Raw genomic sequence first — 22770 nt, 5'->3', positions numbered from 1 at the left:
CCTATTCGCTCACCACAAAGCGCGTCGCCGCAAAGCAGTTCAGCAGACGGTGCATGAGAAAGACCAGAGTCAGCGTCACCACCAGCGAGACCGTCACCGAGGTGATGCGGTACAGGTCGCTGAACACCAGATCCTGATAGGGATGCAGATTCTGGCCGAACATAATGCCGATGGTGGTAATGCTGGCGAAGCCCACCCCGGCGCCCACTTTCTCCATCACGTGCAGGCGGGCGCTGAAGGCCAGCCCGAGACCAATCAGCGGCATCATCAGGATCATGTGGTTGCTGAAATCATAGATGATCAGTTGCACCACCAGAATATAGAGACAGGCCAGCACCACCCCGACGACGCGCCAGATCGAGCTGATCACCGCCCCACGATAGTGCATCGGAAACAGGATCAAGATCCCGGCCATCAGCGCCGACAGCGAGTCACTGAGATCGCAGATCTGGAACACCACAAAGATGATCGTCGCGACCGTACCGGAGAGCAGCGACTCGTGGCGAATGCGGGCGGCGTCTTTTTCAATGCGCGGCGGCGGCTTGCGCGATTCGACGTCCGGGATCAGGTAATGCAGCAGCGCGCTCAGCGCCACCGCCAGCACACAGGCTTCCATATTGGAGAACATCAGGGTGTGCCAGTTGCTGGTGGGATAGCTCATAAAGTTGAGCATCGTGCTCTGGCACACCACGCCCATAGACCCCAGCAGAAACAGCGGCCCCTGGCTCATAAAGCGAAAACGCATCACGTACAGGGCGAACACCACCAGGGTCATAATCACCGGCCACTGCGACAGATAACCGACGATCAGTACCATTTCGACGCAGTTCACCGCCGCGCTGAACACAAACTGGCGGGCGACATGGCGGTTGAACACCGGCACCAGCGACATCAGCATCAGCGGATACACCACAAAAAATACGCCGTACTGCACGTCGTAGAAGGTGGAGATGCTGAGCGCAATCGTCCCGGCCACGGCGATACGCACCGTCTGGCGAAAATCATTCGCCGTGTAGACGATATTGCCGTGCGGCGTAAAGACGTGCGCCAGGGTATTAATAGACATAGTGCAACCAGCTCACCAGGTGGATCTGCAGGCCGGCGAAGGTGCGGGCGAAAGGTCCCTCGCTATTGTACAGCTGCACCGTGGCGCGGGCGCCGGTCGGCAGCGGTTTCGCCAGCGGCTGATCCAGCGCGACGTGAATGCGCATGCGCTGTGCGTCGCGCACCCAGCGGGTGGACTGCTCCGGCTGCGACAGCTGGCCGTTCACCGCCTCCTGCCCCGCCAGAATCCCGGCATCGCTGCTGGTGACGTGCGCCGGGAAGACTTGCCCCGGCAGGGCATCAAAGACCACCGCTGCATCGGTATTCACCGCGGTGTGTCGCAGGCTCTTTTCACGGAAGTCGGCGACGATGTCAGTGTTGTTGTTGACCAGCGCCAGCACAGCCGTCGCCGCGGTGGCGTAGATCCCCGGGTTAAGCTGCAGGTTGCTGACCATACCGTCAGTTTCGGCACGCACCTGGGTCCAGGCCAGGTTCAGCTGCGCCTCCTCCAGCGCATTACGGTATTTCTGCAGGGTGACGTTGCGCTTATCGTCGCGCTCGCCGCGCTGGATCAGCAGGTTCTGGATCTGCGCGTTCAGCGCCGAGACCGACTGCTCGCTGGTCTGCCAGGTGGTACGCACCTTATCGAGGTCGGACTGCGAGACGTTCTGCATCGTACTCAGGCGCTGGTAGCGATCGAGCGTGACCTTATCGTTACGGGCGGTGTACTGTGCGGTGCGCAGGTTGGCGCGGGCGGCGGCGATTTGTGCATCCAGTTGCTGGTTGCTCAGTTTCGCCTGCTCGAGGGCGATCTGCGCCGCTTCAACTTTATTAATGAATGGCGTTGGGTCGAGCTCATACAGCAGGTCGCCCTTTTTCACCTGGCTGTTGTTGTGCACGTAAACGTGCGAGACATAGCCGGAGACCCGCGACGAAACCGGGGTCACCACGCGCATGACGGTGGAGTCTGGCGTCAGCGGGATCCAGATATCGGCAACGATAAACCAGGCGAATATTCCCAGAAAAGCGGCAATACTCACCCGTACCCAGCGGGCAAATTTTTGTTCAGGCGTCATCATAGTGTGTTAGATCTTGTTATCTTCTTCGCGGATATTCCGCAAACGGCAGGCGATTTGATTTAATGTGGCGCTGAAGGTGGCGAGGTCGGCCTCCGGGATGGTCTGAGTCACGCGTTCCTGATAGGTCTCGATCACGCAGCTCAGTTTTTCCAGAATCGCCTGCCCCTCGGCGGTCAGCGTCAGCAGGCGAATGCGTTTGTCATATGGCGATGTAGAACGCACCAGATAGCCCTGCTTTTCCAGTAACGAGAGGGTGCGCATCAGCGGCGGCAGTTCAATCCCCTGCACCTCCGCCAGTTCGCTGACCGAGACGTTGTCTCCCAGCTGATGCAGTTGCATCAACACCGTCCAGCTGGACTGGGTGAGTCCGGTATCGGTGATAGCGGAGTCAATAATGGCGCGCCACTGGCGCACCACCATGGCCATTCTCATCCCCAACGGGCGGCGGGCAAACAGGTCGTCTTCGGTCACAGGTTTTCCTCTCATTGTTGAGAAGAAAATAATACTTATCAGGGTAAGTATCAAGAAACGGACGATCGCGCCGCATCAATTGATAAATTTCGTGAATGTATTCCCCGGCGTCGCCAGCGCTTACCGGGGCAAAGAAGGAATGATGCCTGAAAAAAACCGCACTTTTTAATTGATCTGATCCCGACGCAGGCCGATGTCTTTCAGCTGTTCGTCGCTCATTCGCTGCAAAGCTCTGCGCGTTTGCTCCTGAAGCCACCATTTTTTGATAAACCGCACCAGCAGTACGAAACCGATAAATGGCTGTCTTGCCCTGTTCTCGTGAAATTCCATCCTCTACCTCCTCACCTTGCCAGAGGCTTTATCTTCACGGATTTGGGGCCAAGGAATACAGATTCACAAAATGCTTTTCTTTAACATACAGATTAGCTAAAACGTACACCAGAGCCCAATTTTTACGCCAATCTGTACTGGTTATTCCATCTGTATGGCTGCAATTAAGGATACAGCATGACCCGCTACCAACATCTCGCTACGCTGCTGGCCGAACGCATCGAACAGGGCCTGTATCGCCACGGCGAAAAACTGCCGTCGGTGCGCAGCCTGAGCCAGGAGCACGGCGTCAGCATCAGCACCGTCCAGCAGGCCTATCAGTTGCTTGAGCAGCAGCAGATGATCGTACCGCAGCCGCGATCGGGCTATTTCGTTGCCCCCCGCAAGGCCCAGCCGCCGGTGCCGCCGATGTCGCGTCCGGTACAGCGCCCGGTGGAGATCACCCAGTGGGATCAGGTGCTGACCATGCTCGACGCCCGCTACGATAAATCGATTATCCCCTTCGGCGGCGGCTCGCCGGATGTCACACAGCCAAGCCTGAAGCCTATCTGGCGCGAACTGAGCCGGGCGATCCAGCATAACCTCAGCGAAGTGCTGAACTATGACGAGCTGGCCGGGCGCCGCGAGCTGAGGGAGCAGATCGCCCGTCTGATGCTTGACGGCGGCTCGATAGTGACGGCTGATGATCTGGTGCTCACCAGCGGCTGCCATAGCGCGCTGTCTCTGGCCTTGCTGTCGGTATGCCAGCCTGGCGATATCGTGGCGGTGGAATCTCCCTGCTACTACGGCACGATGCAGATGCTGCGCGGACTGGGATTAAAGACCATTGAGATCCCTACCGATCCGGAAACCGGGATCAGCATTGAGGCCCTGGAGCTAGCGCTGGATCAGTGGCCGATCAAAGGGGTGATCCTCGTGCCAAACTGCAATAACCCGCTGGGCTTTATCATGCCGGACGCTCGCAAGCGCGCGGTGCTGAACCTGGCCCAGCGCCACGATATCGTGATTTTCGAGGATGATATTTACGGCGAGCTGGCCACCGAGTACCCTCGCCCGCGCACCATTCACTCCTGGGATATCGACGGCCGGGTGATGCTCTGCAGCTCTTTTACCAAAACCATCGCCCCCGGCCTGCGCATCGGTTGGATAGCGCCCGGGCGCTACTACGACAAGCTGCTACAGATGAAGTACGCCGCCAGCGGCACTAACGTCCCTTCAACCCAACTGGCGGCTTGCAATTTTATTCGCGAAGGCCACTACCACCGTCACGTGCGGCGGATGCGGCAGATCTATCAGCGTAATATGGAGATCTACACCTGCTGGCTGCGGGAGTTTTTCCCGTGCGGGATCTGCGTCACCCGGCCAAAAGGTGGTTTTATGCTGTGGGTGGAGCTCCCGGAGCAGGTGGATATGGTCTGCGTCGCCAAACAGCTGTGCCGGCTGAAGATCCAGGTCGCGCCGGGCTCGCTGTTTTCGGCAGCGGGCAAGTATCGCAACTGCGTCAGGATCAACTGCGCCCTGCCGCCGACCGAGAAACATAAAGCAGTGATGGTGAAGCTGGGAGAAGCGGTGAAGGTGGCGATGGAGTGAAGTTTAATCTGTTCTCCCCGCTGGCGCTGCGCTTACCGGGGCTACGGGTTACCCCGCGTCCGCAAATCAGCTTCACTGGTCAAAAAACACCATTCCCTTATACGGCTGCTCACGGCAGGCGGCCAGCCTCTGGGCGAGACTGCCGACGTGCAGCTCCAGCTTGTGGCCATCGGGATCGAGGAAATAGTGCGAGGCGCCTTCGCTGCGGTTTAGCTTCCAGACCGCCACGCCGGCAACCTCCAGGCGGGCGGCGAAGCTGGCGAAATCCGCCTCGCTAATGCTAAACGCATAATGGGTGTAGTCGCTCTCTTCCGACGGGGTGATGCGCCGCTGCGGATCCAGCGACAGGCACAGCCACAGATCGCCGCAGGAGAGATAGGCGCCACTGTCCCAGCGGGCGTGCAGCGTCATGCCCAGCAGTTGCTGATAAAACGCCACGCTCGGCGCCAACTGGCTGACTGCCAGGGTCAGGTGATTCAGTCCACTCAGCATGTCTGTTCCTCCAGTGAATTCACAATGAACTGACGCAGCCATTGATGCGCCGGGTCGCGGTGCCAGCGCTCGTGCCACAGCATCAGCATCTCAAAGCCGGCGACCGCCAGTGGCGGCTCGACGACTTCCAGCCCGCTCTGCCCGCGCACCAGCCGCTCCGGCAGCACCGCCACCAGATCGCTATTGCGCAGGGTCTCCAGCATAAACAGGAAATGTGGCACGGAAAGGACAACCCGCCGCGCCAGGCCAAGATTCGCCAGCGCGGTATCGGTCGCCGCGCTGAAGCCGCCCCCGTCCGGGGAGACGATCACGTGCTCCAGCTGACAGAACGTTTCCAGGCTAAGCCCAGGCCGCAGCGCCGGATGCTCCGCCCGGCCTGCCAGCACATAGCGTTCGCGAAACAGCAGGCGCTGATGTAGCCCCGGCGGCGCGCCCTCGCGGGTATGAAAGAAGAGATCTACTGTATCGCTGGCCGCCTGCTGCTCCAGCCGCGCCGGCTGTAGCTCGAACACCGCCAGCCGACTGCCGGGAGAGGCCAGCCGTAGCCTGCCCAGCATCGGCAGGAGGATCGCCGAGGCCATATAGTCCGTCGCTGCCACCCGCCAGGTCTCCGCCGCCGTCGCCGGATCAAAAGGGCTGACCGGCGCTACCGCCTGCTCCAGTGCGGCTAGCGCTGCGCGCAGCGGCTGGCGAAGCTCATCGGCACGGGCGGTGGGCTGCATGCCGCGCGGGCCCGGCATCAGCAGCGGGTCGGCGAAAATCTCCCGCAGCCTGGCGAGCTGAATGCTCACCGAGGGCTGCGACAGATTCAGCCGCTGCGCCGCCCGGGTGACATTATTTTCACTGAGCAGCACATCAAGCGTGCGCAGCAGATTAAGATCCAGACGATGTAAATTAATCACGGCTATACCTGGAATTTAAGTAATTAATTTCTACTATAACGTCAGCTTTCCTACTCTGCAGCTCTCCATACGCCAGAGGTGATGTTATGAAAGTACTGCTGATTTACGCCCATCCGGAACCGCGCTCGCTTAATGGCGCGCTGAAAAATTTTGCCGTCCGCCATCTGCAGCAGGCCGGGCATGAAGTGCAAGTCTCCGATCTCTACGCCATGCGCTGGAAGGCCGGGTATGACGCCGATGACAGCGGCGCCCCGCCGGTCGGCGAGTTCTGGCGGCCGACCCTCGATTCCAAACAGGCCTTTGCCCAGGGCACCCAAAGTGCGGATATCGCAGCCGAGCAGGAAAAGCTGCTGTGGGCCGATACGGTGATTTTCCAGTTCCCGCTGTGGTGGTTCTCAATGCCCGCCATCATGAAGGGCTGGATCGACCGGGTGTACGCCTGGGGCTTTGCCTATGGCGTCGGCGAGCACAGCGACCGCCACTGGGGCGATCGCTATGGGGAAGGCACCTTCGTCGGCAAACGGGCGATGCTGATCGTCACCGCCGGCGGCTGGGCGGAACACTATTCACCGCGCGGGATCAATGGCCCCATCGACGACATCCTGTTCCCCATTCAGCACGGTATGCTGTTCTATCCCGGCTTTGAGGTGCTTCCGCCGCTGGTGTTCTACCGCACGGATAAAACCGATGCCGGGCAATTCGCCGACCAGTGCGCCACGCTGGCCGAGCGGCTGGACACGCTGTGGCAAACCGAGCCCATTCCATTCCGCCGGCAGAATCATGGCGATTATCTGATCCCGTCGCTGACGCTGCGCCCGGAGCTGGCGCCGGGGCAAAGCGGCCTGGCGGTGCATCTGCGTAGCGAATAACTGACTACCCCGTCTTCGCCCCCCGAGGACGGGTCATTTACCCAGCTCTCTCCAGTCCCAGCATGCCTCGCGCCTGGATAAAGCACAGCAGCAATACGCCCCACAGCGCCATCGTCAGATAGGGGCTGATCCCGAGGATATTGAACCCACTCTCAATGATCTGCAGCAGGAACAGCGCGAGCACCATCCCGACGATGCGCCCGCTGCCGCCATCCGGATTCACGCCGCCGAGCACCGCCGCGAGGATCGACACCAGCAGATACGATTCTCCATAAGACGCTTTGGCTGAGTTCAGCTTCGACATCATCAGAAACGCCGCCACCGCGCAGAGCAGGGCCGAGATGACATATACCCACATTAATACCCGTCGGGTATTGATCCCGGAATAATGGGTCGCCCGCTCGTTGGATCCGATCAACATGATCGCCCGACCCAGCGGGCTTTTCTCCAGCAGCACCCACAGCCCAAACGCCACCACCGCAAAAAGCCACATTGGCAGCGGAATACCGAACCACTGAGCGTGATTCAGCCACAGCACCCACTGCGGATAGTTAGCGATAGCGCTGCCGCCGGTGATCAGAATATTGATCCCCTTAAGCAGGGTCATCATGCCAAGGGTAGCCAGGATCGGCGAAACGCGGATCCCGGCAATCAGTATCCCGTTGCACAGACCAATGATCATCGCCGCCCCTCCGCCGGCCAACAGCGTCGCCAGCGCGGTGGCGCCACCCGGCGGATAGCTCGTCGCTACCCAAGCCATCACCAGCGAACAGGCGTTGGCCGTCGCGATAATGGACAGATTAATGCCGCCGCAAAGCATGGTCATGGCCATCGCCAGCGCCAGGATCCCCAACACCGGCATTTGCGAGGCAATCGACTGGAAATTGCTGACAGACCAGAAGATGTTTGGCATGGCGATGCTAAAGGCGATAACCGTCAGCAGCAGCAGGCCGATCAGGTAAAACTCAACGTTGTTGCGCCACGATTTTTTCATAACAAGCTCCGGTTCTGATGCTGGCTCCATGCCGTTACGCTGATACTGACGACGATGATCGCCCCGGTGATCAGGGTCTGCCAGTAGGAGGAGACCCCCAGCAGGTTCAGGCCGTTCTGCATCACCGCCAGTAAAATCACCCCCAGCAGCGTACCGGTGAGAGTTCCGCGCCCGCCAATCAGGCTGGTGCCGCCCAGCACCACCGCCGCCAGCACCGTCAGCTCATAGCCCAGCAGTGAATCCGGCGCAACGGTCATCACTGTCCACGCCTGCACGACACCTGCGGCCCCCGACATTAGCCCCATATAGCCATAAACGAACAGCTGCAGGCGGAGCACGCTGAAGCCGACGCGGCTGGCGGATTCCCGGTTGCCCCCCATGGCATAGATCTTGCGGCCAACGGTGGTGAAATTCATGATAAACGCGGTCAACAGCACCACGGCGATCATCGTCAGCAGCGGCAGCCCCAGGCCGTAATCGTAACCATCGGCATCGGTATATTTGAACAGCATGACCCCCTTTTCAAACCACGGGGGGAAGTCGTAGAGCCAGACACCTTTGCTTAACCACAGCAGCAAACCGTAGAAAATATTGAGCGTAGAAATGGTGATAATGATCGAGGGGACCCGCAGACGATTAACCAACAGCGCGTTCACCAGCCCCAGCAGCACGCCGATGCCGCCGGCAAGCACAAAAGCCACCGCGAAGTTGCCGCTTACTTTTTGCAGCATCACCACCATGCCGTACTGGGCGATAATGGTCATAGCCGGGAAGGAGATATCAATCCCGCCGGCGATCAGCACCACGAACAGACCACAGGCGAGAATGGTCAGCATCGCGTAGTTATTAGCGAGGTCGTAAAGATTGCCGAAAGTGAAAAATTCCTCACTGCGCCAGCCCAGCAGCAGGCACAACGCAATAATAAACATACCTAACCAGAATTCATGTTGTTTCAACAGATTAGCCATTGACCACCTCCGCTATCTGCTGCTGGGTACTGCTGTCCGGCGGGAAGTTATGGGTTAGCTCGCCCTGCTTCATCACCAGGATGCGATGACTCTGGTACCACGCCTCTTCGATCTCGTCGCAAATCATCAGCACAGCGATACCATGGGCAGCCAAATCGCTGATGATATGATAGATCCCGGCTTTGTTTGCGATATCCACCCCCACGGTTGGGCTATCGAGGATCAGCAGCTTAGGCGAGATCGCCAGCCATTTGGCGATAGAGACGCGCTGGGCATTGCCGCCGGAGAGGGTATTCACCGGCAGATGCGTATCCGGCGCCTTGATGGTCAACGCGTTGACCATTCTTGCGACCAGTTGCTGAGCTTTACTGTCACTCAATAGCCCACAAGCGCCTTTCACTTTATGAAACACCGTGCTGATGATGTTGTTTTCAATCGACTGGCTCATCACCAGGCCGCGCGACATACGGTCCTCAGAGACATAGCCAATACCGTGGCGGATAGCATCCTGGTTGCTGCGCAACCGCACCGGCTGGCCATTTATCAGGATCTCACCGCTGTCGGGGCGGGTCATGCCAAAAAGGCTCAGGCACAGCTCTGTTCGCCCGGCGCCCAACAGGCCGACTATCGACACCACTTCTCCGGCTTCGACCTTCAGGGAGACGTTGTGATATTCCCCTTTGCGACAGAGATTGCGCACCTCCAGCACCGGCGTGCTGCCCTTCCCCTGCCACAGATCGCGCACCTGATAGTCAAACTCCTGGCCCGTCATCAGAAAACCGAGCCGTCGGGTGGTCACCTCAGCCGCCGGCAAGGTACCAACCAGATTGCCATCCTTCAGCACGCTGATGCGGTCCGATACGGCCATGACCTCTTCCAGACGGTGGCTAACGAAGACGACGCAGATCCCCCTCTCACGCAGTTGGCGCACCACATGCAGTAGTCCTTCCACTTCCTGATGGGTCAATGAGGCCGTGGGTTCATCCATAATGATAAGCCGGGCATCCTGCGCCAGCGCGCGGCAGATAGCCACCAGCTGACAGCGGGCGATGGAGAGCGACTCCACAGCGGCATCCAGCGGCAGCGAGACGTTAATACTGCGCATCGCCTGCTCCGCACTGCGCCGCAGCTCGCTGCGCCTCACCAGCACGCCGCGATGATAGTGGTTAATGGCAATGTTCTCCCACACGCTGAGATTGGGAAACAGCGACAGATCCTGATAAATCACCTGGATCCCATGGGCGACAGAGGCCGCTGGCGTTAGTTTGGGCCACGTCTTGCCGCCTAGCGTCATCGCTGCGCCCTCATCCGGGCGATAGACGCCAGAGATAATTTTGATCAACGTCGACTTCCCGCAACCGTTCTGCCCGGCCAGGCAGTGCACTTCCCCGGGCATAAAGTCGAGGCTGATATCATTGAGCGCGCGGTTGGCGTGGAAGGTTTTGCTGACGTGACGAAGGGAAAGGAAAGGTTCCATAGCATCCCCTGGCTGGTTAAGCCGGGGCGGCAGGCGCCCCGGAAGGTGGATTAGTAGAGCGAATCAATATTGTCTTTATTCACCAACAGCACTTTATGGAAGCGGATAATATGCTTGTCGCTATCGACATCCGCTTTACCGAGTTCTTTCAGTTCGAAGCCCGGCTCAATGGTTTTGCCGTTCAGCAGGGTGCTGGCGACCGCCGCGAGGGCATAGCCGGCTGTCGCCGGATCGTAGGTGATCCCTTCAGTAATATCGCCGCTCTTAATAAGAGAAGCCGCCTGCGATGGGATCATCATCCCGTAGACCGCGACTTTGTTTTTCGCACGCTTCTCTTTCACCGCGCGCCCCGCGCCAATTGGGCCATTCGAACCAAAAGAGACCACCGCTTTCAGATCCGGGTAAGTTTTCATTAGATCAAGCGTGGTACGGCGGGAATCATCAACACTTTCCGCCACCGGCATTCGGCGGGTGACTTCATGCATGTCCGGGTAATGTTCTTTTTGGTATTTCACCAGCAGATCTGCCCACAGGTTGTGCTGCGGTACCGTAAGGCTACCCACATAGATAACGTAGCCGCCTTTGCCACCCATCCGCTTGGCCATATGCTCCACGTATTCAGCGGCGAACTTCTCGTTATCGATGATCTCCACATCCCAGTTGGCGCTCGGCTGCCCGGGCGATTCGTTGGTCAGCACGACGATGCCGGCGTCACGGGCTTTTTTGAATACCGGCTCCAGCACGTTGGCATCGTTAGGCACGATAGTGATGGCATCCACTTTACGTGCAATCAGGTCCTCAATAATTTTCACCTGCTGCGGCGCATCGGTGCTGGACGGCCCTACCTGGGAGGCGTTGAGGTTAAACTCTTTCCCGGCCTGGACGACCCCTTCACCCATCCGGTTAAACCATGGCATGCCATCCACTTTTGAAATATTGACTACGGTTTTTTCCGCCGCATATACCGGCGCGGAAATAAGCGCAGCCCCCAACAGCAATGATGAAAAAATATTAACGACCAGACGTTTATGCATAATAATTAGCCTCAATACGTTGTAGTCAGACAGGGGTATGACGCAAAGCGGAAAAGAGATATAAATTGTAATAATGTTAATAATTTAGAAGAGAATAAACACAAGCCGTAACAGCAGACAGGTAATATCCAGCTATAAATATGGATAATAATACTATAATCCTGTGACGTGAGCTTTTTCACAAAAAACATGCAACATAGTTTGTTGTTCCAGAATAATGATCGGGTCGCAGAGAAAATATATTTTTCCCGCTTCGTCATTTACCGAAAAACAAACACATAAATAACATCAGGAAAAGTATGTGATTTTTGATTGCGCCTCCAGCCCCTTCCGTGGCAGGATACTCCCTATGAACAGAAACGTTATCGTTACCTATCCCCGTCGTTGGTGGCGGCCTGCATAACAGGCGGCACGATACACGTTTCCATTTTCAAAGCCGCCGGAAGGCGGCTTTGGTGTTTTCAGGACGTCTTTCGGCTGAACAGTCTGATAAGGAGTCCCTGATGAACCATCCACAAACCATCCTCACCGGCGACCGCCCGACCGGCCAGCTGCACCTTGGCCACTACGTCGGCTCGCTGCGCCAGCGCGTCGCGCTGCAGCACGACCACCAGCAGTTTATCCTGATCGCCGACCTGCAAGGGCTCACCGATAACGGCAGCAACCCGCAAAAAATCAGCCACCATATCCTCGAAGTCATGGCCGATTATCTGGCCGTCGGCATCGACCCCAGGCTCACCACTATTTGCCTGCAGTCCGCTCTGCCCGCGCTGGCGGAGCTCAGCGCGCTGTATATGAATATCGTCACCGTCGCCCGCGTGGAACGTAATCCGACGGTCAAAAATGAGATTGCCCAAAAGGGATTCGCCCGTTCGCTGCCAGTGGGCTTTCTTGCCTATCCGATTAGCCAGGCGGCCGATATCACCGCCTTCAAGGCCGAGCTGGTGCCGGTGGGTGACGATCAGCTACCGATGATTGAGCAGACCAACGAGATCGTCCACAAGATGAATAGCCTCACCGGCGAGCCGGTGCTGCGCCACTGTAAGGCGCTACTCAGCGAAGTGAGCCGCCTGCCGGGCGTCGACGGTAATGCCAAAATGTCGAAATCGCTGGGCAATACGCTGACGTTATCGGCCAGTGAAGAGGAGATCCACCGCGCGGTCAGCGCGATGTATACCGACCCGACGCACCTGAGAGTCAGCGATCCGGGACATGTCGACGGCAACGTGGTGTTCACCTATCTCGACGCTTTCCATAGCGATAAGGCGCTGGTTGCTGAGATGAAAGCCCACTATCAGCGCGGCGGGCTGGGCGATCGCCAGTGTAAGAATGAACTGGAAACCTGCCTGCAGGCGCTACTGGCGCCGATCCGCGAACGCCGGGCTACCTATATTCAGGATAAAGGGATGCTGCTTGAGCTGCTGCGCCAGGGCAGCGAACGTGCCCACCAGCTCACGCAGCAGACGCTACATGAGGTGAAGCGCGGGCTGGGGCTGCCGGTGCTGTTCTGAGTTTCAGAGCCCTTCCCCGGTCGCGCTACGCTTACCGGGGCTACGGTTTTATCCCCCGCCTTTGTGCATCTTCACGCAGTTGCGCCCCTCGCGCTTGGCGGCATACAGCGCGTTATCGGCGTCGCGCAGCAGCAGATTGTAATCGGGGTGACCGGTGTGGGCGGCAAAGCCAATGCTGGCGGTGATGGGGATCTGCGTGTCGCCGCCAACGTTAAACGCCAGCTGGCCAATCTTTTTGCGCAGACGTTCAAGGAGAGGGAAAGCCTCTGCCGCGCGGGTCTCCACCAGCACCAGCAGAAACTCCTCGCCGCCGTAGCGGAAGAGATAGTCGCTGGAGCGAATATTATCGCTGAGCAGATCGGCTACGTGCTTAATGGCGCGGTCGCCGACCATATGGCCCCATTTGTCATTGATCTCTTTAAAGAAATCAATATCGATAATCGCTACCGTCAGCGGCAGGTCATACTCAATCGCCAGGGTGACTTCATGCTTGAGCACCACAGGCAGATAGCGACGGTTAAGCAGGCTGGTTAGCGCGTCTTTGCCATTTTGCATCTGCGACAGACTACTGAATAACACTCCCAGCTGGCTGCTGATGTGCTGGCAATGGATATGGATCTTTTGCAGCAGGCTCTGAGTATTTTTATAACCAGCATCCTGTTCCGCGGTACGCCATTCGGTAATCAACGCATCCACCTGACCGATCAACTCAGTAATCTCCCCCATCTGCGGATTGTGGTTAAAATAGCGAACGCATTTATGGCGAAACCACAAACCAAATTCGGATTCAGATAATAACGTTGCGTTAAGGTCCGTCCTGTTCTCGCTGACGATATTAAAAATCGCACTATTTTCCCAACCCGAAAGCGATGCCTGCTGCTTGCCATACTCCATCGGGACGTTATCCATCAGGCTGTACAGACGAAAAGCTTCTTCATTTTTGGTAGCCCGATAATGCGACAGCGTATAGGCGTGACACATCATCTCCACCGCCATATTCATCGCCATGATCGCGTAATGGATAGCCGCTATCCCGGTGTCCCGCGCGACCTGGCTGTCACGAATCGCCTCCACCAGCCCGGATTTTATCTGCCGCGTGCCGCGCAGCACCGCCTCTGCCGGGATGCCAATCCGCGAATGAATGCTGCCGATCTGATACTGGCGCTCCGCAAGAGCCTGAAGATCCTCTTTTTCACAGGTCAGGATCTGCTGTACCCATCCCGCCAGAGAGCGGCTCAGACGTTCCTCAACCAGCTCATAAGAGAGGTGCCTGGCGATATCCGGATCCTGAAAAATAAAATCGTAAAAGCGGGTCGCTAACATCGACGATCGCTCATCGGCCATTTTTTTAAGCAATGCACGGACGTCCGGCGTCAGGCTGTCATACAGCGGTAGCCATTCCTTAAAAATCACGGCGATATATTTTTGGCTTTCTTCATTCATGAAATTAAAGCACTCGTCGGATGTTTCTTAATGCCAGGAGCGGAATCATATCGTAGTTACCGGGGGGCAACCAGATAACAAAACAGGCGCCCTGTTTTCGCGGTTTTATCCTGACGGTGGGTATTTCTGTTAACACACCGACAAGACCATGCACTTCGTATGGACAACATCGCCACGAATGTTACTATCGCGATGACGGTAGCTCTCACTATGCGTGTTTCATTAAGGCCAGGATCGCTGATGATGACCACATAAGTAGCACAGCGATCGGCTGCGCATCGACGCGGCAGAGCGCGGCGTCAGCGGCCTTTATCCCCACCTTTTCGTCCCTCGCAAGGAGGACGCTCCGCTCGGCGGAGGAAACACGCGCACCACTCAGCAAAGGGAATCAAGCGAGTCGCGTATGGACAAAATAAAGAAACGTTGGGCAGGGTATCTTGTCGGCTTACTGGTGATGCTCGCCGCCGCCGCATGGTGGCTGCTGCGCCCGCCAGGTCTCCCGGACGGTTTTGCCAGTAGCAACGGCCGAATCGAAGCCACCGAAGTCGATATTGCCAGTAAAATCGCCGGGCGTATCGACACGATTTTGGTCAAAGAGGGCCAGTTTGTGCGTCAGGGAGAAGTCCTCGCGAGGATGGATACCCGCGTACTGAACGAGCAGCGTCTTGAAGCCGCCGCACAAATCAAGGAGGCGGAAAGCGCGGTGCTCGCCGCCAGAGCCTTGCTCGATCAGCGGCAGAGTGAAATGCGCGCCAGCGAAGCAGTGGTGAAGCAGCGCCAGGCGGAGCTGGATTCCTCGGCGAAACGCCATGTCCGCTCGAATGCCCTGTCGCAGCGCGGCGCCGTCTCCGCCCAGCAGCTGGATGACGACCGCGCGGCAGCAGAGAGTGCCCGCGCGGCGCTGGAATCGGCAAAAGCCCAGGTCTCTGCCGCCCGCGCCGCCATCGAAGCTGCCCGCACCAGCATTATTCAGGCGCAAACCCGCGTCGAAGCCGCCCAGGCGACCGAACGGCGGATCCTTGCCGATATTGACGATAGCGAGCTGAAAGCACCCCGTGATGGCCGCATTCAATATCGCGTCGCTGAGCCAGGCGAAGTCCTGGCCGCCGGTGGCCGGGTGCTGAATATGGTCGATCTCGCCGATGTCTATATGACCTTCTTTCTGCCAACCGAACAGGCTGGCCTGCTGGCGCTCGGCAGCGAAGCGCGCTTGATCCTTGATGCCGCGCCGGATCTGGTGATCCCGGCCAACATCAGCTTTGTCGCCAGCGTCGCCCAGTTCACGCCGAAAACGGTAGAAACCAGCGACGAGCGCCTTAAGCTGATGTTCCGCGTCAAAGCGCGCATCCCGCCGGAGCTGCTGGCGCAGCATCTGGAATATGTCAAAACCGGCCTGCCCGGCATGGCTTACGTGCGGGTGGATAAACAGCAACCCTGGCCTGAGGCGCTAACGGTGAGGTTGCCGCAATGAAACTGACGCCGCAGGATACCTCGCCCCCCGTCGCCCTGCTGGAAAACGTTGGCCAGCAGTATGGCGCCACCATCGCGCTGCGGGATATCAGCCTGGCGATCCCGGCACGGCGTATGGTTGGTCTGATTGGCCCGGACGGCGTCGGCAAATCGAGCCTGCTCTCGCTGATCGCCGGGGCGCGGGCCATTGGACAGGGTAACGTGATGGTGCTTGGCGGCGATATGCGTGATGTGCATCACCGCCGCGACGTGTGCCCGAAAATCGCGTGGATGCCACAGGGGCTGGGGAAAAACCTCTATCACACCCTCTCGGTGTATGAAAACGTCGACTTCTTCGCCCGCCTGTTTGGTCACGATAAAGCCGAGCGCGAACTGCGCATCAACGAGCTGCTGCAGAGCACCGGGCTGGCGCCGTTTCGCGATCGCCCCGCCGGTAAACTCTCCGGTGGGATGAAGCAAAAGCTCGGCCTGTGCTGCGCGCTGATCCACGACCCGCAGTTGCTGATCCTTGATGAACCGACCACCGGCGTCGACCCGCTTTCCCGGGCGCAGTTCTGGGAGCTTATCGACAGTATTCGCCAGCGCCAGCCGGAGATGAGCGTTCTGGTCGCTACCGCCTACATGGAAGAGGCCGAGCGCTTTGACTGGCTGGTGGCGATGAATGCCGGCGAGGTGCTGGCGACCGGCAGCGCCGCGGAGCTCAAAGCCCAGACCGGCAGCCAGACCCTGGAGCAGGCGTTTATCGCCCTGCTACCTGAAGCGCAACGTCAGGCGCATAAGGCGGTAATCATCCCGCCGCGCGACGACCGTGAGGAAGAGATCGCTATCGAAGCGCGCGGCCTGACCATGCGCTTCGGCAACTTTGTTGCCGTCGACCACGTTAACTTTCGCATCGCCCGCGGCGAAATCTTTGGCTTCCTTGGATCTAACGGCTGCGGCAAATCCACCACCATGAAGATGCTCACCGGCCTGCTGCCCGCCAGCGAAGGTGAAGCCTGGCTGTTCGGCCAGCCGGTCGACCCGAAGGATATCGCCACCCGCCAGCGGGTGGGCTATATGTCACAGGCCTTTTCGCTCTATAGCGAACTGAGCGTTCGGCAAAACCTCGAGCTGCACGCCCGCCTGTTTCATATCCCGGACGACGAAATAGCCCACCGGGTCGCTGAGATGAGCGAGCGCTTTATGCTGACCGAGGTTAAAGACGCGCTTCCCGCCGATCTGCCGCTGGGGATCCGTCAGCGCCTGTCGTTAGCGGTGGCGGTCATCCACCGCCCGGAGATGCTGATCCTCGATGAGCCGACCTCCGGCGTCGACCCGGTAGCGCGCGATATGTTCTGGCAGCTGATGGTAGACCTGGCGCGCCAGGATCGCGTTACTATATTTATCTCCACCCACTTTATGAATGAGGCGGAACGCTGCGATCGCATCTCGCTGATGCACGCCGGCAAGGTGCTGGCCAGCGATACGCCGCAGGCGCTGGTTGAGCAACGTGGCTCAGCCAGCCTCGAAGCGGCGTTTATCGCCTGGCTTAAAGAGGCCCAACCGTCCTCTCCAGTACCAGAGGACCCCACGTCTGCTGTCGCATCGCATTCGGAACACACGGCCCCACGGCAGGCCTTCAGTCTACGCCGCCTGTTTAGCTACAGCCGCCGCGAGGCGCTGGAGCTGCGCCGCGATCCGGTGCGATCGACGCTGGCGCTGCTGGGGACGGTGATCCTGATGTTTATCATGGGTTATGGGATCAGCATGGACGTTGAGGATCTGCGCTTTGCCGTACTCGACCGCGACCAAACCCTCAGCAGCCAGGGCTGGTCGCAGAACATAGCCGGTTCACGCTACTTTATCGAACAGGCGCCGCTGCACAGCTATGACGAACTGGACCGCCGGATGCGTGACGGCGAACTGGCGGTGGCGATAGAGATCCCGCCGAACTTTGGTCGCGATATCGCCCGCGGCACACCGGTGCAAATCGGCGTCTGGGTGGACGGCGCGATGCCCAACCGCGCGGAAACCGTGCGCGGCTACGTGCAGGCGATGCATCTCGCCTGGCTGCAGGAGATGGCCGCCCGGCAGAGCAGCCCACAGCGCGATACCTCGCTCATCTCCATCGAGACCCGCTATCGCTATAATCCGGACGTGAAGAGCCTGCCGGCCATCGTCCCGGCGGTGATCCCGCTGCTGCTGATGATGATCCCGGCGATGCTCAGCGCCCTGAGCGTAGTCCGTGAGAAAGAGCTCGGATCGATTATCAACTTGTACGTGACGCCAACCACCCGCAGCGAATTCCTGCTCGGCAAGCAGCTGCCTTACATCGTATTGGGCATGTTTAACTTCTTCCTGCTGTGCGCGCTGTCGGTCTTTGTCTTTGGCGTCGCGCATAAGGGCAGCTTCCTGACGCTGACCCTGGCGGCGCTGCTGTATGTCACCATCGCCACCGGTCTGGGGCTGCTGATCTCAACCTTTATGAAGAGCCAAATCGCCGCCATCTTCGGTACCGCGATCATTACGCTGATCCCGGCAACCCAGTTCTCCGGGATGATCGATCCGGTGGCGTCGCTGGAAGGGCCCGGGCGCTGGATCGGGCAAATTTATCCGACCAGCCACTTCCTGACTATCGCTCGCGGCACCTTCTCCAAGGCGCTGAATCTCAGCGATTTGTGGGGCTCGTTCATTCCGCTATTGATTGCGGTGCCGCTGGTGCTCGGGCTGAGCGTGCTGCTGCTGAAGAAACAGGAGGGATGATGCGCGGATTACGCAATATTTATAATCTTGGCGTCAAAGAGCTGCGCAGCCTGCTCGGCGATAAAGCGATGCTGGCGCTGATCGTGTTTGCGTTTACCGTGTCGGTGTACTCCTCGGCCACGGTGATGCCTGGTTCGCTGCACCTGGCGCCGATCGCGGTTGCTGATATGGATAAATCCCAGCTCTCTTCACGCATTATTAACGCTTTCTACCGTCCCTGGTTTCTCGAGCCGGAGCTGATCACCGCTGATGAGATGGACGCCGGGCTGGATGCCGGGCGCTACACTTTCGCCATCAACATCCCGCCTAACTTCCAGCGCGATGTGCTGGCCGGTCGGCAGCCGGAAATCCAGGTCAACGTTGACGCCACGCGAATGAGCCAGGCCTTTACCGGCAACGGCTATATCCAGAATATTATCAGTGGCGAAGTCAACAGCTTTGTCGCCCGTTATCGGGATAACAGCGTACTGCCGGTAGAGCTGGCGGTAAGGATGCGTTTTAACCCTAACCTTGAGCAGGAGCGCTTTGGCGCGGTGATGGCGATCATCAATAACATCACCATGCTGGCGATCGTCCTCACCGGTTCGGCGCTGATCCGCGAGCGGGAACATGGCACCATAGAGCACTTGTTGGTGATGCCAGTAACGCCGTTTGAAATCATGATGGCCAAGATCTGGTCGATGGGCCTGGTGGTGCTGGTGGTCTCCGGGTTGTCACTGATACTGATGGTACAGGGGATTTTGCAGGTGCCCATTGAAGGGTCGATTCCCCTGTTTATGCTGGGGGTGGCGCTCAGCCTGTTCGCCACGACCTCAATCGGCATTTTTATGGGCACCCTCGCCCGCTCGATGCCGCAGCTGGGGCTGCTGATGATTCTCGTGCTGCTGCCGCTACAGATGCTTTCCGGCGGATCCACACCGCGGGAAAGTATGCCGCAGCTGGTACAGGATATTATGTTGACCATGCCGACCACCCACTTCGTCAGTCTGGCGCAAGCGATACTGTACCGCGGCGCCAGCTTCGCCATCGTCTGGCCGCAGTTCTTAACCTTGCTGGCTATCGGCGGGGTATTCTTTACTATCGCGTTGCTGCGTTTTCGTAAGACTATTGGCGAGATGGCGTAAGGGCTTAAGAAGGGCCGTCGACTGACGGCGGCCCAGGGATTTATTTGTGGCGGTTCATAAAGCGACGTAAACCCCAGGTGAAGGCCATCGCCATACTAAACAGGATAAACAATAAGACAATCCAGCTGATGGAGATGCGCAGCAGCGTGCCGGGGGTCATAAACGGCTGCAGATAAACGGTGAAGGACTGGGCGGGTGATTTCCCCAGCAGTTCATAAACGTTATCCATAAGCCATACGCCGACCCGGCAGAACAGCCAGATAATCGCTGGCCAGCAGAGCAGCACCAGAAAGGTAAAGCGCTCCTGAATGTAAGTGAAGAGCTGGCGCAGTGGCGACCAGTTAAACAGGATTTTCATTTCTATTCTCATATTGCCAGCCGATAACCTGCATATGTCTCGCAAGGTATTTCGGGCAGCATCCATACAGGCAATCATCCCCCTTTGTATAACAAATTTTCCGCCATATAAACCAGATCAAGTTAACAAAGTGTTAATGATGTAGCTCATTAAGACAAAAACAGGGAAGAAGCATGCCGTTTGCCACAATACATCCGGGAGCGAAGTATTCAGTCACGGAAATATTTTTTCTGAATCGTAAGTGCGTTATTTTGCGGGAGGAAGAGGCAGCGCCATTATTTTACCGAGGCACAATAAAATGGCGCTGAAATAGAGAGATAATATTAATCGTAACTACTAATAATTATTTTCCGACTTGCATCATCCGGTAAATTCACCGTCCGCGTGATCACGCCGCGAGCATTCGTCACGCTATTTTGCGAAGCAATAAGATAGGTATTCTTTCCGCAACGCTGCTGAGGTTGTTTATTGACGATATCGGTGCTGCAGGTTTCTGAAACCACCCGCCCGGAGAGCGTTAATGTGGCGGTATCAGCAGCAAACAGAGGTAAGCTTAGTCCATAAGCGAAGGTCAGGATCCCAATTAGCGGTTTTTTCATTGAATTTATAACCAGTTAACAGGATGAGAAATAAGCGAGTTGCTTTCTATTTTTCTCCCTCAGGAGAGATGATGCGTTGATTCATCACGCAGGGAAGATAATCCATATTATTAATAAGGACAATTACAGGGTAACCTATTAATGTGATAGGTATTGCTGATGTTAACGAGCCCGGCGGTCGGGCTGGATGTTTCCCCGGAGGCGGTGCTGCGCACCTTGTCCGGGCTACCAGTCAGCCCCGGTTTGTAGCCCCGGTAAGCGCAGCGCCACCGGGGAGATATACCCCACACAGCAAAAAACCCCGCACCTTTCGGGACGGGGTTCTTGTTAAAACGCAAAAACAAAAAGCTCAGCCTTTCGACTGAGCTTTCTGCTTTATTTGATGCCTGGCAGTTCCCTACTCTCACATGGGGAGACCCCACACTACCATCGGCGCTACGGCGTTTCACTTCTGAGTTCGGCATGGGGTCAGGTGGGACCACCGCGCTATCGCCGCCAGGCAAATTCTGTTTTCAACACGTCCTGCGGACGCATCGATTAATCTGTATCACGCTGAAAATCTTCTCTCAAATCCGCCAAAACAGCTTCGGCGTTGTAAGGTTAAGCCTCACGGTTCATTAGTACCGGTTAGCTCAACGCATCGCTGCGCTTACACACCCGGCCTATCAACGTCGTCGTCTTCAACGTTCCTTCAGGAGACTTATAGTCTCAGGGAGAACTCATCTCGGGGCAAGTTTCGTGCTTAGATGCTTTCAGCACTTATCTCTTCCGCATTTAGCTACCGGGCAGTGCCATTGGCATGACAACCCGAACACCAGTGATGCGTCCACTCCGGTCCTCTCGTACTAGGAGCAGCCCCCCTCAATTCTCCAGCGCCCACGGCAGATAGGGACCGAACTGTCTCACGACGTTCTAAACCCAGCTCGCGTACCACTTTAAATGGCGAACAGCCATACCCTTGGGACCTACTTCAGCCCCAGGATGTGATGAGCCGACATCGAGGTGCCAAACACCGCCGTCGATATGAACTCTTGGGCGGTATCAGCCTGTTATCCCCGGAGTACCTTTTATCCGTTGAGCGATGGCCCTTCCATTCAGAACCACCGGATCACTATGACCTGCTTTCGCACCTGCTCGCGCCGTCACGCTCGCAGTCAAGCTAGCTTATGCCATTGCACTAACCTCCTGATGTCCGACCAGGATTAGCTAACCTTCGTGCTCCTCCGTTACTCTTTGGGAGGAGACCGCCCCAGTCAAACTACCCACCAGACACTGTCCGCAACCCCGATTAGGGGCCTACGTTAGAACATCAAACATTAAAGGGTGGTATTTCAAGGTTGGCTCCACGTAGACTGGCGTCCACGCTTCAAAGCCTCCCACCTATCCTACACATCAAGGCTCAATGTTCAGTGTCAAGCTATAGTAAAGGTTCACGGGGTCTTTCCGTCTTGCCGCGGGTACACTGCATCTTCACAGCGAGTTCAATTTCACTGAGTCTCGGGTGGAGACAGCCTGGCCATCATTACGCCATTCGTGCAGGTCGGAACTTACCCGACAAGGAATTTCGCTACCTTAGGACCGTTATAGTTACGGCCGCCGTTTACCGGGGCTTCGATCAAGAGCTTCTCCTTACGGATAACCCCATCAATTAACCTTCCGGCACCGGGCAGGCGTCACACCGTATACGTCCACTTTCGTGTTTGCACAGTGCTGTGTTTTTAATAAACAGTTGCAGCCAGCTGGTATCTTCGACTGGTCTCAGCTCCATCCGCAGGGACTTCACCTACACACCAGCGTGCCTTCTCCCGAAGTTACGGCACCATTTTGCCTAGTTCCTTCACCCGAGTTCTCTCAAGCGCCTTGGTATTCTCTACCTGACCACCTGTGTCGGTTTGGGGTACGATTTAATGTTACCTGATGCTTAGAGGCTTTTCCTGGAAGCAGGGCATTTGTTACTTCAGCACCGTAGTGCCTCGTCATCACACCTCAGCGTTAAAAGGTACCGGATTTACCTGGAACCTCCGCCTACATGCTTAAACCGGGACAACCGTCGCCCGGCTAACATAGCCTTCTCCGTCCCCCCTTCGCAGTAACACCAAGTACAGGAATATTAACCTGTTTCCCATCGACTACGCCTTTCGGCCTCGCCTTAGGGGTCGACTCACCCTGCCCCGATTAACGTTGGACAGGAACCCTTGGTCTTCCGGCGAGCGGGCTTTTCACCCGCTTTATCGTTACTTATGTCAGCATTCGCACTTCTGATACCTCCAGCA

Annotated in this window: 19 protein-coding genes, 1 rRNA gene and 2 other annotated features; of the genes, 6 read left to right on the top strand and 14 right to left on the bottom strand. The window is 57.5% G+C overall.

Features of this window, described 5'->3' with window-relative positions; all coding sequences use genetic code 11:
• Position 1 precedes the first annotated feature (1 nt).
• From A1WC_RS22505 to A1WC_RS25655, 4 genes are all read right to left on the bottom strand, one after another.
• Complete coding sequence (locus A1WC_RS22505) at positions 2 to 1066, bottom strand: DUF2955 domain-containing protein (RefSeq protein WP_016160222.1); 1065 nt, start codon at positions 1064 to 1066, stop codon at positions 2 to 4.
• Positions 1056 to 2123 carry an HlyD family secretion protein gene (locus A1WC_RS22510; RefSeq protein ID WP_008807597.1) on the bottom strand — a complete coding sequence of 356 codons (1068 nt, stop codon included), beginning with the start codon at positions 2121 to 2123 and terminating at the stop codon, positions 1056 to 1058. The genes A1WC_RS22505 and A1WC_RS22510 overlap by 11 nt, the downstream gene beginning before the upstream one ends.
• A gap of 6 nt (positions 2124 to 2129) precedes the next feature.
• Complete coding sequence (locus tag A1WC_RS22515; protein ID WP_016160221.1) at positions 2130 to 2594, bottom strand: MarR family winged helix-turn-helix transcriptional regulator; 465 nt, start codon at positions 2592 to 2594, stop codon at positions 2130 to 2132.
• Between the two features lie 165 nt (positions 2595 to 2759).
• Entirely contained in the window at positions 2760 to 2924 is a 165-nt protein-coding gene (locus tag A1WC_RS25655) for a DUF1127 domain-containing protein (RefSeq protein ID WP_008807599.1), read from the bottom strand.
• A 177-nt stretch (positions 2925 to 3101) separates the two neighbouring features.
• Between A1WC_RS25655 and A1WC_RS22520 the strand changes: the two genes are divergently transcribed.
• The gene (locus tag A1WC_RS22520) at positions 3102 to 4514 is read left to right on the top strand and encodes a PLP-dependent aminotransferase family protein (RefSeq protein WP_012969021.1); all 1413 of its coding nucleotides are present in this window, start codon (positions 3102 to 3104) and stop codon (positions 4512 to 4514) included.
• Between the two features lie 72 nt (positions 4515 to 4586).
• Here A1WC_RS22520 and fosA read toward each other — a convergent pair whose 3' ends face one another.
• Positions 4587 to 5006: a FosA5 family fosfomycin resistance glutathione transferase gene (gene fosA, locus A1WC_RS22525; protein ID WP_016160220.1), complete on the bottom strand. Its 420-nt coding sequence runs from the start codon at positions 5004 to 5006 to the stop codon at positions 4587 to 4589.
• Positions 5000 to 5908, bottom strand: a complete 909-nt coding sequence (locus A1WC_RS22530; RefSeq protein WP_016160219.1) for a LysR family transcriptional regulator — start codon at positions 5906 to 5908, stop codon at positions 5000 to 5002. Before A1WC_RS22530 ends, fosA begins: the two co-directional genes overlap by 7 nt.
• A gap of 86 nt (positions 5909 to 5994) precedes the next feature.
• Here A1WC_RS22530 and A1WC_RS22535 point away from each other — a divergent pair, with 86 nt between their 5' ends.
• Positions 5995 to 6777, top strand: a complete 783-nt coding sequence (locus A1WC_RS22535) for an NAD(P)H-dependent oxidoreductase (RefSeq protein WP_016160218.1) — start codon at positions 5995 to 5997, stop codon at positions 6775 to 6777.
• Between the two features lie 37 nt (positions 6778 to 6814).
• Here the strand turns inward: A1WC_RS22535 and A1WC_RS22540 are convergent, their stop codons facing one another.
• The 4 genes from A1WC_RS22540 to A1WC_RS22555 are packed head-to-tail and all read right to left on the bottom strand — an operon-like array spanning position 6815 to position 11250.
• Positions 6815 to 7771 (bottom strand): ABC transporter permease, encoded by a 957-nt coding sequence (locus A1WC_RS22540; protein WP_016160217.1) that lies wholly within the window; start codon positions 7769 to 7771, stop codon positions 6815 to 6817.
• Positions 7768 to 8739, bottom strand: a complete 972-nt coding sequence (locus A1WC_RS22545) for an ABC transporter permease (RefSeq protein WP_008807605.1) — start codon at positions 8737 to 8739, stop codon at positions 7768 to 7770. Before A1WC_RS22545 ends, A1WC_RS22540 begins: the two co-directional genes overlap by 4 nt.
• Complete coding sequence (locus tag A1WC_RS22550) at positions 8732 to 10216, bottom strand: sugar ABC transporter ATP-binding protein (RefSeq protein WP_008807606.1); 1485 nt, start codon at positions 10214 to 10216, stop codon at positions 8732 to 8734. The genes A1WC_RS22545 and A1WC_RS22550 overlap by 8 nt, the downstream gene beginning before the upstream one ends.
• Before the next feature lie 50 nt (positions 10217 to 10266).
• On the bottom strand, positions 10267 to 11250 hold the full coding sequence (locus tag A1WC_RS22555; protein ID WP_008807607.1) for an autoinducer 2 ABC transporter substrate-binding protein: 984 nt from the start codon (positions 11248 to 11250) through the stop codon (positions 10267 to 10269).
• A gap of 503 nt (positions 11251 to 11753) precedes the next feature.
• Here A1WC_RS22555 and trpS point away from each other — a divergent pair.
• Positions 11754 to 12761 carry a tryptophan--tRNA ligase gene (trpS, locus tag A1WC_RS22560; RefSeq protein WP_016160216.1) on the top strand — a complete coding sequence of 336 codons (1008 nt, stop codon included), beginning with the start codon at positions 11754 to 11756 and terminating at the stop codon, positions 12759 to 12761.
• Positions 12762 to 12809: 48 nt separating this feature from the next.
• Here the strand turns inward: trpS and A1WC_RS22565 are convergent, their stop codons facing one another.
• Positions 12810 to 14204: a GGDEF domain-containing protein gene (locus tag A1WC_RS22565; protein ID WP_016160215.1), complete on the bottom strand. Its 1395-nt coding sequence runs from the start codon at positions 14202 to 14204 to the stop codon at positions 12810 to 12812.
• 403 nt (positions 14205 to 14607) lie between these two features.
• Here A1WC_RS22565 and A1WC_RS22570 point away from each other — a divergent pair, with 403 nt between their 5' ends.
• The 3 genes from A1WC_RS22570 to A1WC_RS22580 are packed head-to-tail and all read left to right on the top strand — an operon-like array spanning position 14608 to position 19540.
• Entirely contained in the window at positions 14608 to 15675 is a 1068-nt protein-coding gene (locus tag A1WC_RS22570) for an HlyD family secretion protein (RefSeq protein WP_016160214.1), read from the top strand.
• The gene (rbbA, locus tag A1WC_RS22575; RefSeq protein ID WP_016160213.1) at positions 15672 to 18416 is read left to right on the top strand and encodes a ribosome-associated ATPase/putative transporter RbbA; all 2745 of its coding nucleotides are present in this window, start codon (positions 15672 to 15674) and stop codon (positions 18414 to 18416) included. The genes A1WC_RS22570 and rbbA overlap by 4 nt, the downstream gene beginning before the upstream one ends.
• Positions 18416 to 19540 carry an ABC transporter permease gene (locus A1WC_RS22580; RefSeq protein WP_012542996.1) on the top strand — a complete coding sequence of 375 codons (1125 nt, stop codon included), beginning with the start codon at positions 18416 to 18418 and terminating at the stop codon, positions 19538 to 19540. Before rbbA ends, A1WC_RS22580 begins: the two co-directional genes overlap by 1 nt.
• Before the next feature lie 40 nt (positions 19541 to 19580).
• Here A1WC_RS22580 and A1WC_RS22585 read toward each other — a convergent pair whose 3' ends face one another.
• From A1WC_RS22585 to rrf, 3 genes are all read right to left on the bottom strand, one after another.
• Positions 19581 to 19898, bottom strand: a complete 318-nt coding sequence (locus A1WC_RS22585; protein ID WP_016160212.1) for a hypothetical protein — start codon at positions 19896 to 19898, stop codon at positions 19581 to 19583.
• Between the two features lie 323 nt (positions 19899 to 20221).
• Entirely contained in the window at positions 20222 to 20497 is a 276-nt protein-coding gene (locus A1WC_RS25650; RefSeq protein ID WP_012969042.1) for a DUF2574 family protein, read from the bottom strand.
• A gap of 384 nt (positions 20498 to 20881) precedes the next feature.
• Positions 20882 to 20997: ribosomal RNA gene (gene rrf, locus A1WC_RS22590) — 5S ribosomal RNA — on the bottom strand.
• Between the two features lie 109 nt (positions 20998 to 21106).
• Positions 21107 to 21979: a sequence feature (23S ribosomal RNA rRNA prediction is too short), on the bottom strand.
• Position 21980: 1 nt separating this feature from the next.
• Positions 21981 to 22739 (bottom strand) — a sequence feature (23S ribosomal RNA rRNA prediction is too short).
• Positions 22740 to 22770: the final 31 nt, after the last annotated feature.

The sequence above is a fragment of the Klebsiella sp. KTE92 genome, from assembly GCF_000398905.1.
Taxonomy (GTDB): Bacteria; Pseudomonadota; Gammaproteobacteria; order Enterobacterales; family Enterobacteriaceae; genus Klebsiella; species Klebsiella variicola.
This window is presented reverse-complemented; position numbering and strand designations above follow the sequence as displayed.